Annotated in this window: 11 protein-coding genes and 1 pseudogene; 5 read left to right on the plus strand and 7 right to left on the minus strand. The window is 33.8% G+C overall.

Annotation, left to right across the window (positions count from 1 at the left end; genetic code table 11):
* Positions 1-146 precede the first annotated feature (146 nt).
* Positions 147-443, plus strand: a complete 297-nt coding sequence (locus NU08_RS18795; protein WP_129748629.1) for a hypothetical protein — start codon at positions 147-149, stop codon at positions 441-443.
* Here the strand turns inward: NU08_RS18795 and NU08_RS18800 are convergent.
* The 6 genes from NU08_RS18800 to NU08_RS18825 all read right to left on the minus strand — a co-directional run bounded on the left by NU08_RS18800 (position 440) and on the right by NU08_RS18825 (position 5,399).
* Complete coding sequence (locus NU08_RS18800) at positions 440-742, minus strand: DUF6787 family protein (protein ID WP_129748630.1); 303 nt, start codon at positions 740-742, stop codon at positions 440-442. The two genes, NU08_RS18795 and NU08_RS18800, sit on opposite strands and share 4 nt — an antisense overlap.
* A gap of 31 nt (positions 743-773) precedes the next feature.
* Complete coding sequence (locus tag NU08_RS18805; protein WP_129748631.1) at positions 774-1,208, minus strand: DUF6146 family protein; 435 nt, start codon at positions 1,206-1,208, stop codon at positions 774-776.
* A gap of 228 nt (positions 1,209-1,436) precedes the next feature.
* Positions 1,437-2,000 (minus strand): DUF937 domain-containing protein, encoded by a 564-nt coding sequence (locus tag NU08_RS18810; protein ID WP_129748632.1) that lies wholly within the window; start codon positions 1,998-2,000, stop codon positions 1,437-1,439.
* 103 nt (positions 2,001-2,103) lie between these two features.
* On the minus strand, positions 2,104-3,054 hold the full coding sequence (locus NU08_RS18815; RefSeq protein WP_129748633.1) for a D-2-hydroxyacid dehydrogenase: 951 nt from the start codon (positions 3,052-3,054) through the stop codon (positions 2,104-2,106).
* 107 nt (positions 3,055-3,161) lie between these two features.
* On the minus strand, positions 3,162-4,232 hold the full coding sequence (serC, locus tag NU08_RS18820; protein ID WP_129748634.1) for a 3-phosphoserine/phosphohydroxythreonine transaminase: 1,071 nt from the start codon (positions 4,230-4,232) through the stop codon (positions 3,162-3,164).
* A 93-nt stretch (positions 4,233-4,325) separates the two neighbouring features.
* Positions 4,326-5,399: an acyl-CoA reductase gene (locus NU08_RS18825; protein WP_129748635.1), complete on the minus strand. Its 1,074-nt coding sequence runs from the start codon at positions 5,397-5,399 to the stop codon at positions 4,326-4,328.
* Between the two features lie 193 nt (positions 5,400-5,592).
* On the opposite strand from NU08_RS18825, the gene NU08_RS18830 reads away from it, so the two are divergent.
* Positions 5,593-5,943 carry a 4Fe-4S dicluster domain-containing protein gene (locus NU08_RS18830; RefSeq protein WP_008462559.1) on the plus strand — a complete coding sequence of 117 codons (351 nt, stop codon included), beginning with the start codon at positions 5,593-5,595 and terminating at the stop codon, positions 5,941-5,943.
* Positions 5,944-6,113: 170 nt separating this feature from the next.
* Entirely contained in the window at positions 6,114-7,277 is a 1,164-nt protein-coding gene (locus NU08_RS18835) for a hypothetical protein (RefSeq protein ID WP_165352487.1), read from the plus strand.
* Between the two features lie 186 nt (positions 7,278-7,463).
* On the opposite strand, the pseudogene NU08_RS18840 reads toward NU08_RS18835, so the two are convergent.
* Positions 7,464-10,167, minus strand: a pseudogene (locus NU08_RS18840) (TonB-dependent receptor).
* Between the two features lie 294 nt (positions 10,168-10,461).
* On the opposite strand from NU08_RS18840, the gene ychF reads away from it, so the two are divergent.
* Positions 10,462-11,556 (plus strand): redox-regulated ATPase YchF, encoded by a 1,095-nt coding sequence (gene ychF, locus NU08_RS18845; protein WP_091130460.1) that lies wholly within the window; start codon positions 10,462-10,464, stop codon positions 11,554-11,556.
* 339 nt (positions 11,557-11,895) lie between these two features.
* A complete protein-coding gene (locus NU08_RS18850; RefSeq protein WP_129748637.1) occupies positions 11,896-12,573 on the plus strand; it encodes a TIGR02117 family protein in 678 nt (225 codons plus the stop codon).
* Positions 12,574-12,801: the final 228 nt, after the last annotated feature.

Raw genomic sequence — 12,801 nt, forward strand, 5'->3', positions numbered from 1 at the left:
AAAATCTAAAATCTAAAATCTAAAATCTAAAATCTAAAATCGGTACGTAAATTGATATGGGAATGTTGGAAATTAAATTTAATAAATAAGTAAGATTACTTTAGAGAATTATTTTTAATTTCGATTAACTTAAAAGTGAATGTGTTATGCAAGATTTAGAAGTTGTAGAAGATAACAGAATGTCAAAATTAATCATCGGATTGGTTTTGGATGGAATTGGTATGATTTCTTTCTCGATTCCGTTTTTAGGTGAGTTCTCTGATGTAATCTGGGCGCCTATTGCAGGCGTAATTATGGCGAGAATGTATAAAGGAAGAGTAGGGAAGGTTGCCGGAGTTTTGACTTTTCTAGAAGAAATTATTCCTTTTACAGATATTATTCCATCTTTTACTTTGACATGGATTTATACTTATTTTTTTCAGGGAAGAAAAACGGCGGTTTAATCTTTAAATAAAAATCCAAGTCCCATGTTTTTAAGCATTTTCTTTTCGAAGTTCCAAAAGAATTTAAATTGCCCAAAAACAGTTCCTATAGCAACCAATAAAATCTGATAAATTGGGAAGATAATAATAAGACGGATAAGTGTAAACCAGCCTCCAAAATCTTCTTTGGTAATTCCCAGCCAAACGCAGAAAGGTTTAGACAGCCAAGCAGATGCCGATCCTGTGATGGCAAAAACGATAAATATAATTATGGCTTGTAAATTTGAGGTGATTCCCCAGCGTTTTTTTAATCTGTTCATTGCTATTTGTAATGATTACAAATATAGTATATTATCTTGAAGGAACGTTACCCCAAAGCTTTTGTTTGTAAGTATTTTGGAAATAAATCATGTAATTGTAAATTAAATAATTTACTTCGTAGCCATAATGAATGTCTGGGCGGTAGTCAATAGACATTTCGTACAAATTAGGATTGTAGCGCTGTGGCTGTAAGACACGATTGTTCCATTCTGTTACATATAGATAATTTTTGTTTTCGAGATATTGCAAGGAGTGATAGTTTCGCGGATAGGCGCGAGAGGCGAGCCAGTTTGTGAATCCATTATCGATAATAATGACTTCGTATTCTAATGAATCATTTGCAATTCTGACAGTATCACCTCCCTTTTTGTTTGCAGCAACATCGGTGCTAGCAATATTCTTAGAAGCTGTAGAACACGCAATAATGGTAAATAAAACAATTAATATGGAAATGCCTTTTTTCATAGTTTAAATTTACGGATTAATCGCGAAAATAAGAAGAGTTTTAACAAGGTGATAAGATTCTGAGTTTCTAAGTTTTTGAGTTTCTGAGATTCTGAGATTCTGAATTTTCTTTCGAGATGCTGAATGTAATAAATAAAAAAGCTGTTTGCAGAGCAAACAGCCTTAGTGCTTAATATCTCAGGAGCTTAACATCTTAGGATCTCAGAAACTTAGAGTCTTAGTATTTAACTATTTACTTCCAAAAAGTTTTCCAATAAAACCTGCAATTCCTCCTTTGCTTTTGGTTACAACCAATACATCTGCAACGTCAACCTTTCCATCATTGTTTTGGTCAAGTCCAAATTGCATTCCGTATTTAGAAATCGTATCCATTATTCCAGAAGCTTGTCCGCTGTTTCCAGAAATAGAATTTATAATATCTGAAATTTGAAAACTGCTATCGTTTGGATCTTTTGCTTTATTGACTAAAGAGCCTAATATCTGCGGAATTAAATTTGAAGCAACTCCATTTGAATCTGCACTACTCAAACCAAATTTTTCTCCAAGATTTCCGCTCAATTGCTGTTGGATTTGTTGAACAACAGGATTTGAACTGTCTATTGGAGAGTTTCCATTAAATAATCCGGCGATCTGATCTGTGTTTCCCTCAGAAACAATCTTTTTTAATCCTTCAAAAATAGAACTGCTTGTTTCGCTTATTACGGCGTCATTATGTTCATTTGGGACAGCGTTATTGTTTACCACAGCATCGCCTCCGTATTGCTGTACTAATTGGGTTAATTGTTCAAACATGATATTTAGGGTTTAGATTATCAATCAAATTTAAACAAAAAAAGAAAGGGATTTATTAAACAGTGTTAATAAATCCCTTTCTAAGTAATTTGATTATAGTTAATTAGCTTAACAAAGTAATAATTTGTGATGCTAATTCTGTACCAATTCTATCCTGTGCTTCTCCTGTAGCAGCTCCAATATGAGGAGTTAAAGAGATTTTAGAGTGCATTAAGATTGCCATTTCTGGTTTTGGCTCGCTTTCGAAAACGTCTAAACCAGCAAAAGCAACTTTTCCTGAATCTAAAGCTTTTACAAGAGCAACTTCATCAATAACACCACCGCGAGCACAGTTTACAATTCCAACACCATCTTTCATGATTGCAAGTTCTTTTTCTCCAATGATGTAGCCATCTTGAGCAGGAACGTGTAATGTGATGAAATCTGCTTCTTTAAATAAAGACTCTAAAGATTGAGAAACAATTTTAGTTGTGATTGACTGTCCGTCAAAAAACTCAACTTTTACGTCTACTTCAGGAATAAAACTATCTGCAGCGATAACTTTCATTCCAAGACCTAAAGCCATTTTTGCAGTAGCTTGTCCGATACGGCCGATACCAACTATACCTAGAGTTTTTCCTCTTAATTCAGTTCCGTTAGCGTAAGCTTTTTTCAAGCCGTCAAAGTTTGAGTCACCTTCAAGAGGCATATTTCTGTTAGAATCATGCAAGAAACGCACACCAGAGAATAAGTGTCCGAAAACTAATTCTGCAACCGACTCAGAAGATGAAGCAGGAGTGTTGATTACATGGATTCCTTTGCTTTTTGCGTAATCCACATCGATATTATCCATACCAACACCACCACGACCGATGATTTTGATTCCAGGACAAGCATCGATAATATCTTTACGAACTTTAGTTGCGCTACGAACTAAAATTACGTCGATATTGTTTTCATTTATATAGTTAGCTACTTGTTCTTGAGCTACTTTTGTAGTGATAACTTCAAAACCGCCTTTTTCTAAGGCTAGAATTCCGCTTTTAGAAATTCCGTCATTTGCTAATACTTTCATTGTTGTGTTTATTGTTTATTTGGTTAATCGTTTAATTGTTTAATCGATCAGCCAATTTTCGTTTTTTCTTTTTTTTTTGTACTGTAAACTGTAACTGCGACTGAAAACTAAACTTTAGTTTCTAATGCTTTCATTACGTCAACTAAAACTTGCACGCTTTCAATTGGCATAGCGTTGTAGATAGAAGCTCTGTAACCACCAACAGAACGGTGTCCTGGCAATCCAGAAATATTTGCAGCTTTCCATAAAGCATCGAAAGTTTCTGTGTGCTCAGGATTTGTCAGTAAAAAAGTTACGTTCATGTTTGAACGATCTTCTACTTTAGCAGCACCTTTAAATAATGGGTTTCTGTCGATTTCAGCGTAAAGTAATTCAGCTTTAGCATTGTTTAATTTTTCAACAGCAGCAATTCCGCCTTTTTCTTTAATCCATTGTAATGTTAAAAGAGAAACATAAACAGCAAATACAGGTGGAGTATTGTACATACTTTCTCCTTTAATGTGTTTAGCGTAATCTAGCATGCTAGGAATTGTTCTTCCGTTTTTGCCTAAGATTTCTTCTTTAACCACTACTAATGTAGTTCCAGCAGGCCCCATATTTTTTTGAGCTCCAGCATAGATTAAATCGAATTTAGAAAAATCTAATTCGCGTGAAAAAATATCAGAACTCATATCGCATACAACAGGAACATTTGTTGTTGGGAATTCTTTCATTTGAGTTCCAAAGATGGTATTGTTACTTGTGCAGTGGAAATAATCAGCATCAGCTGGAATTTCGTAACCTTTTGGAACATAAGTATAATTGTCTTCTTTTGAAGAAGCTACGACAACAGTTTCACCGAAAAGTTTAGCTTCTTTGATTGCCGCAGTTGCCCACGTTCCTGAATCTAAATAAGCAGCTTTTCCGTTTTCTTTCATTAGGTTGTATGGTGCCATTAAGAAAGCTGTACTTGCACCACCTTGTAAAAATAAAGCCTGATAACCTTTTCCTTGAAGTCCTAATAATTCTAAAGCAAGGGAACGAGCTTCCTCCATAACTGCAACGAAATCTTTGCTTCGGTGCGAGATTTCAAGGATAGATAACCCTGAATCATTAAAATTTAAAATTGCTTTTGATGCCTTCTCAAAAACTTCCTGAGGTAAAATACTTGGTCCTGCGCTGTAGTTGTGTTTTTTCATGGTTGTTGTTAATAGTCGAAAATTTTAAAGACGCAAATTTCGGTAATAAGAGCCGAAAAAGCGTTAAAATATTCGAAATAATTAAACAATTTATTACTTTGTTGTTAACAAAAACGTTATAGTATCGACATTGTCTGCGTAATCCCACAATTGAGGTTTTTGCGTCTCGCCAAATGCAATGCTGTTTTGGGTTAAATTATTGCTGACAATGCATTGAATTTGATCTGTGTCATCCTGAAGTCGTTTTTCTAATTCTTCAAGGTTTTCGTAGTATTCATAGAAAACACTTGAAATTGGTGATGCGTAACTGGAATCTTCTTTTAAAGTCAGAAATCCATTATCTAATAATTTAAAATTACTCATCAAAAATACAGCTTTATTATAATCATAATTATTGGCGTATTTTTCATAGTGAATAACGTCTTGATATTTGAAGATTGCCTGAAAAAAAGCATCAAAAGAATAGCCTTTCGGTACATAAAGTTTAGAAACATTTCGGCATCCTAAACCAAAATATCTAAAAATATCTTCGCCAAGAGCTTCTAAATCTTCATTGGTTTCTTTTCCAGTTAAAATCGCTGCCGAATTTCTGTTTTTGCGAATAATTGATGGTTTATCTTTAAAATAATACTCGAAATAACGAGAAGTATTGTTGCTTCCAGTGGCAATTACAGCATCGAAGTTTTCTAGTTTTCCTTCTACAAAAGTGATGCGGTCTCTTAGATTTTCATCAACAGCAATTAAATATTTAGCCAAAAAAGGCAATAAATGCTGATCATTTGACGAAGTTTTGATTAAAGCTTTATTTCCCGTGATTAATACTGATAAGAAATCATGAAAACCAACCAATGGAATGTTTCCAGCTAAAATTAAAGCAACAGTTTTTCCATTTTTATCATCCTGAGCGGAGTCGAAGTAATAAGCAGAAAGCCATTTGTCAATGTTTTCTTTTGTTAGCGCTTCGGCCCAAGATTGTATAGAGAAATATACTTGTTCAGGAGTATACCATCCATTATGAGATTGTGAAAGACGAATTAGATTTTCGAAATCTTCAAAAAAGATATCATTATATAAAACGTCAGATTTTTGTGAAGAAGCATCTTCAGAAAACTGACTTAAAAATTTTCCTAATTCAACAAAAACACTTTTTTTTGTTTCTAATGTCATAATGTTTGTTTATGAATTGTTTTGATTGTAATTTTGCACAAAAATAAGCATAATTAAGTCGAAAGACAAAAGTGGAAAGTCGAAAGTCCTAAGTTGAAAAGACTTTAATATTTTTACTTTAAATACTTTCAAACTTTATGACAAATTTTATGGCTTTATACTTTGTGACTTTTAAACTTTAAGACTAAAAAAGATGGCAATTATTATAACTGACGAATGCATCAATTGTGGGGCTTGCGAACCAGAGTGCCCAAATACAGCAATATATGAAGGAGCAGATGATTGGAGATATAAAGACGGAACTAGTCTTTCTGGAAAAATAGTTTTACCTGACGGAACTGAAGTTGACGCTGATGATGCGCAGACTCCAATTTCTGACGAAATCTATTATATAGTACCAGGAAAATGTACAGAATGTAAAGGTTTTCATGATGAACCGCAGTGTGCTGCTGTTTGTCCGGTTGACTGTTGTGTGCCTGATGATAATCATGTGGAAGACGAAGAAACTTTATTGCAAAGACAAGCATTTTTGCATGCTGAATAAATGTTTCATACATCCTATAAATACAATCCCGAGGCTTATATCTCGGGATTTTTTTTACCCTGATTTCAAGTATTTTAAAAAGTCAGTTTCTTGATAGTGAATGTTTTATTTTTAGGCTATTGCTTAATTGTTAGAAAAATAATACTTTAGTTGAAAAAATAACAATGCCTATGAAGAGATTGCTACTTTTATTTATTGTTTTGCTCAATTGCGTAAGCGTTTTTGCACAAAAGGAGGAGTATTCTATTATTGTTAAAGATATAGAAACCTTGGAGCCAATACAAAATGCTACGGTTAAAATAATGAAAACCCAACAGATTTTATTGAGCAACGAAGAAGGAAAAGTTACTTTTATGCTGACAGGAGGATCTAATGTTCAGGTTTCTGAAACTAATTACGAAGATTTGACGGTACGCTGGACTTCTTTAAATGGAGATCAAAAATTTGTTGTTTATTTAAAGAGTAAAAACAATAAATTGGATGAAGTGGTTTTGTCTAAGGAATCTCCAGAAAAAATACTGCAGAAATTGGTTAACAATTCTACAAAGAAAATTAGTATCTCTCATAGGCAGAAAGTATATGTAAGAGAGTTTTTTATGCTCGACAATCAGTATACGTATTATAATGATGGATTGGTGAATTTTCAATTTGATAAAAATAATAATGCAACCACTTTACTGGTTGAGCAAAATCGTTCCTACGGATTATTAGAAGCAGATGTAAGTGCTGATTTGAAAGGATATAATTTGAATGATATAATGGAGAATTATTCAAATTTTAAATACTTAGAACCTTTATTGGATTCAAAAGCCAAAAAGGAATATGATTTTACAACAAAGGGGCATTCAAAAAACAAGGATTATTATGTAATGTCTGTTGTTCCGTTAGATAAAGCCAAAGAAGCAATTGATATTTTTGAAATCATTTATGATCCTTTAAAGAAGATTATCGTAGAATTTACTATTTCTGTTACGCCTTCAACTCTTGATAAAGTGGAAGAGAAGGCAAAAGAAGGTCCAAAAAACATCACAAAATCGTTTGTTAAAGTAAATTATAGATGGGATGGAACTGATTATTATTTATTGAGTTCAAATGAAGAAATTGGTTATAATGTTGTTTTAAAAGATAAAACTAAAAATATTCAAGTAAGAAATAGTTTTGTGACAACAGGATTCAACAAACAAAATTTCACTTATAACGAAAGTGATGTATTTAAAGAAAAATCACTTTTTAATAAGAAAAACAAAATCCTGACGAATTACTGGGACATTTCGGGATTTACAGCAACCGATGAAGAAAAAGCAATCATTGCCTCTTTGGAGTTTAAATTGTAATTATAAATAGAAATGAAAAATCCTGAATATTATGTTCAGGATTTTTTTGTTTTGATAGGCTGAGCAAAGTCGAAGCCATTATGATTTGTGATATACTTTGTAGAGTTTCTTTCGTGTCCTTCGACTCCGCTCAGGAAGACAAAAAAACTCATTCAATTGTCAGGCTGAGCGGAGTCGAAGCCCTTCTTAAAAATTAAATCCAAGTCTAGCATAGTAATAAGCTCCGCTGAAACCCATTTGTACGGCATCCCAATAACCTCCAGCTTCAACCCAGTCATCTTGTTGATCAGGATAAATGTTAAATAAGTTATTTGCTCCAATGCTAATTTTAGTTGATTTGGAAAGTTTAAAACCTAAAGTTAAATCAGTTACAATTTTTGCTCCGTAAGTGTCAGTTGCCGCTTTCTTTTGGTTTGCAAAAACTTGTTCGTCAGTTTCATCTGGAGAAGTTCTGTAGTCCTCTGGATCTTCATCCATTTGATAATCTAAAAGTTTTACGTCGCTGAATCTTGTAAAGGCAAGTCCAGCATCAAACCATTTTCTTGCGTAATTCAGGTTAAGTCCAAATTTGCTTGGAGGGGCTGAGGCTAGTAAAAATGCTTTATCACGTTCTCCAAAAAATGTTTTTTCGTCTAAGGTTCCATTTTTTACTTTGTCAATTTTCATATCATTGATATTTCCAACAAGAGTTGCGCTAAAATGGTTCTCGTTTATTGTTTTTTTCCATGCTAACACAATATCCAAACCTTTCGTTTTTGTATCTACTCCATTCACAAAAAACTGAGCCTTATCTATATTTCCTGGCAAAGCAGATGCATCAAAATAACCTGTTAGTACGATTCTGTCTTTTTACATTAATTAAATAACCATCAACAGTTGCTGTGAAATCGCCATAGCTAGCAGTAAACCCTAATGAGGCATTTATTGCCTTTTCTTCGTTTAATTTTTGAATTCCAAAAGCTCTAGTTACTTCACTATCATTTGAGGCCAATAATACTTCTGTCGCTCCAGCTGAACTAAAATTGGTAAAACGCAAATTATAGTAAATTTGAGCTAAAGATGGTGCGCGGAAGCCTGTGCTTACAGAACCTCTTAAATTTAAGTGATCATTAATTTTAAGCCTTGAAGCTAATTTACCGTTTAGAGTACTTCCGAAGTCGCTATAATTTTCAAAACGAACAGCGCCACTAACCATTAATGCTTTTGTAATATCTAATTCGGCATCAGTATATAATGAGAAATTGGTACGGCTTTTATTGACTTCGTTCAAAGGGCTGTATCCTGGGAAACCTTGAGAGCCTCCCGGTCTTGGCTCTCCAGATATCGGGTCGATTGGAGCGCTTTGGGTTGTTGGATCTGTAATAGGTTTTCCGTTTGTGTCATAAGTAGCGTATGAACCTTCTTCGCCAGCAAAAATTTCAAATTGCTCTACTCTGAATTCTGTTCCAAAAGCAATATTTAAACCTTCTAAAATGTCTTCATAGTTTTTAGAAACATCTAAATTTGTAGTATTTTGAAGTAGGCTGTGGCCTCCTGCATCAAACTCGTGTGGGGATTTTTCTTCAAGTGATGCATTTATAGTTCCTTTTATATCGTAATGAAATTTGTTTTTTCCGAGAGTATTGCTAAAATCCCATTTCCAGCCTCCGCCAGATTCGGTTCTTATTCCTGCTGCGATTGAGTTGTCATTGATTTTTGATGTAATTCTTGGGGTATATCCGCCTGGATACACAGATTCAACAACTCTTTCTCCGTCATTTCTGGTAAAAGCATAAGCATCAGTATCTCTAAAATTGCTTCCTCCAAAAGCATAAAACTCAGTTTTGTCAGCTATTGGAATAGCAAGATTCACAAATAAATTTACACCTTGGATTTCGGCTTCTCCAAATCCTTTTCTGAAGTCAAAACCAGGTCTTAATGTTTTATTTTTATTCAAAAATTCTCCTGTTACATTTACATAACCACCTTTAGTTCCAATCTTTGTTCCATAATTGGCTCCTATTTGAACTGATCCGCCATCAAAATCTTGATTTTTTCCAAATGAATTTCCATTGCCGTGCCGGTCTAATCTATAATTTTTTGTATTGGCAGTTCCTTCTGGGAAATCACCTTTCGCATGAGTATTAAAGGCGCCATAAGTTACAGAACCAGTAAATTGATCAACGCTATCATTAGTTACAATATTAATAACTCCAGCAATAGCGTCAGAACCGTATTGTGCTGCTGCACCGTCTCTCAAAATCTCAATTCTTTTGATTGAAGAAGCAGGGATAGCATTCAAATCTGTTCCTGTGTTTCCACGTCCGCGAGTTCCAAATAAATTGATTAAAGAAGATTGATGTCTTCTTTTTCCGTTAATTAAAACCAAAGTTTGATCTGGTCCCATACCTCTCAAAGAAGCCGGATCGACGTGGTCAGCGCCATCAGATCCCGATTGTTTATTGGCATTAAATGAAGGCGCTACATATTGTAACAACTGATTAATTTCGATTTTTCCGCTTTGCGTCGTAACATCTTTTACATTGATTACATCAATAGGAACGGCCGAGTTTACAACGGTTCTTTTTGCATTTCTAGAACCAACGACTACAACGTCATTTAAGACCTGACCGTCGTTTTCGCTTAATGTAATACTTATTTTATCTCCTGAAGCTGCTTTTTCAACTGTCGTAAATCCTACATAACTAAAAACTAAAGTTGCACCTTCTTTTACTTTTATTCTAAAACTACCCTCAAAATCAGTAGAAACACCATTTGAAGTCCCTTTTTCGACAATGTTTACACCTGGCAGTGGTGCACCGGTCTTATCTTTTACAATACCCGAGACCTCTTTTTGTGCAACGAGAAATGCTGAATTCAGCAGAAATAACAATAATGCAATCTTTTTCATGGTAAGTGGTTTTTTGGTTTGTTTTTTGTTGATCAGTTTTATAAAAGTAATCTTTTTTAACAAAATATTAATAAAATGTTTAAAAATTTCATTGCATATGTCTAAAATTATATTATTGAACATTTTTACTTCGCGTAAGAGCTATTAAATCTTATATTTGCAAAATTTTAATGCCAAAAAATATCATTTTGGCAGAAATCAGAAAATCAGATAAAATCATAACGCACTAAAAAACAATGTTTAGTGTTTGAGGTCTAGAATAGAAGACCGAACAAAATAAATAGAAACAAACAGATGAAAGCAGGAATTGTAGGATTACCAAATGTTGGAAAATCAACATTATTTAATTGTTTATCTAATGCAAAAGCGCAGAGTGCAAACTTTCCGTTTTGTACAATCGAACCAAATATTGGTGTTGTAAACGTTCCAGATCCAAGAATCAACAAACTAGAAGAACTAGTAAAACCAGAGCGTGTACAAATGGCAACTGTAGATATTGTAGATATTGCAGGTTTAGTAAAAGGTGCAAGTAAAGGTGAAGGTCTTGGAAACCAGTTTTTAGGAAACATTAGAGAGTGTAATGCTATTATTCACGTTTTACGTTGTTTTGACAATGATAACATTGTGCACGTTGATGGAAACGTAAATCCAATTCGTGACAAAGAAACGATTGATATCGAATTGCAGTTAAAAGATTTAGAAACAATCGAAAAACGTTTGGAGAAAGTAAAACGTGCTGCAAAAACAGGAAATAAAGAAGCTCAGGCAGAAGAAGCTTTGCTAAACAGAATTAGAGAAGCTCTTTTGCAAGCGAAATCTGCTAGAACAATTGTTCCTCAAAATAATGACGAAGAAGTTTTATTGGAAAGTTTTCAATTGATAACTGCAAAACCAGTTTTATACGTTTGTAATGTTGATGAAAGTTCTGCAGTAAACGGAAATAAATATGTGGATCAGGTTCGTGAATTAGTAAAAGATGAAGATGCTGAAGTAATTGTACTTTCAGTAGGAGCAGAAGCTGATATTACAGAATTAGAAAGCTACGAAGAGCGTCAGGTGTTTCTTGAAGACATGGGATTAGAAGAGCCAGGAGCATCAGTTTTAATTCGTGCAGCTTACAAATTGTTAAAACAGCAAACTTACTTTACGGCTGGTGTAAAAGAAGTTCGTGCTTGGACTATTCCAATTGGAGCAACTGCACCACAAGCAGCGGGTGTTATTCATACTGATTTTGAAAAAGGATTTATCCGTGCAGAGGTAATTTCATATGACGATTACGTTCACTATGGTTCTGAGGCAAAAGCAAAAGAAGCTGGAAAATTCAGAGTGGAAGGAAAAGAATATATTGTAAAGGATGGTGATGTAATGCATTTCCGTTTTAACGTTTAATTTTTTTTTAGAAGAAAGAGTAAAGAACAAAGAATAAAGACTAAAACTGCTGGAGAGATTCAGCAGTTTTTTTATGTCTAGTACTTAAGTTTTGGAATGTCAGGCTGAGCGGAGTCGAAGCCCGCGCAAAGATTAGCGATTTAGATTGTAGAGCTACTTGCGTGTCCTTCGACTCCGCTCAGGATGACAAAATTGAAAATTAAAATCCGTTTAAATCCGCGCTTTCGCGAAAGCGAATCAATAAAATCCGCGGTCCATTTTAGCAACTGAAAAATTTTTGGCTCAAAAATTGGTTATAGAAAAAATAACCAATTACTAATCTAAAATCAACCAATCAAAATGCTAAAAAAGTCATTCAAAATTCTAGGCTGGACGCTTTTCGGAATTTTCAGTTTTATTGCCCTTTATATTTCTTCTGTTTTGATTATTTCTAAAATTACAGTCAATTCAGATATCGCAAAAGTCGAAGAACGAGACGCAATTCCGATTTACATTCTTTCAAACGGAGTGCATACTGATATTGTAGTTCCTGTAAAAAATGAAATAAAAGATTTGAGAAACGAAATTAAATTCAATCAAACTCAATCAAAGGATTCGTTGATGAATTATATCGCATTTGGTTGGGGAGATAAAGGCTTTTATTTAGAAACTCCAGAATGGTCAGATTTAAAAGCAAGTACAGCTTTTAAAGCCGCATTTGGAATTAGTTCTTCTGCAGTGCATGCAACGTTTTTTAAACAATTAAGAGAAGGAGATGACTGCAAACGTATTTTGGTATCAAAAGAAAATTATCAAAATTTAGTCAATTATATTTCTAATAGTTTTAGCGATCCAATTCATCCACAATGGATTGAAGGTCACAGCTACGGGCGAAAAGATGCTTTTTATGAAGCCAAAGGAAGTTACAGCCTTTTTTATACATGCAATACTTGGGCAAATAATGCTTTAAAAGCAGCGAATCAAAAAGCAAGTTTATGGACAGTCTATGATAAAGGGATTTTTTGTCACTATAAATAATTTTTTGATGTTAAGTCCCTACAGGACAATTTAGAGTGTCGTTTTTTTTTTTTTTTGAGTTACCAATATTAAATCTCTACGAGATTATTTTGTTAAGGATTTAATATTGTTAATTCAAATCATGGATCTTGAAAAGTAGTATTCCGTTAGGAATTGCATATTGGTAGATGGGAAAAATATAAAATTCCCATAAAATCACAAAAGAGCCGAAATTTCATTATTGCTTAA

The sequence above is a fragment of the Flavobacterium anhuiense genome (assembly GCF_004151235.1).
Lineage (GTDB): Bacteria > Bacteroidota > Bacteroidia > Flavobacteriales > Flavobacteriaceae > Flavobacterium > Flavobacterium anhuiense_A.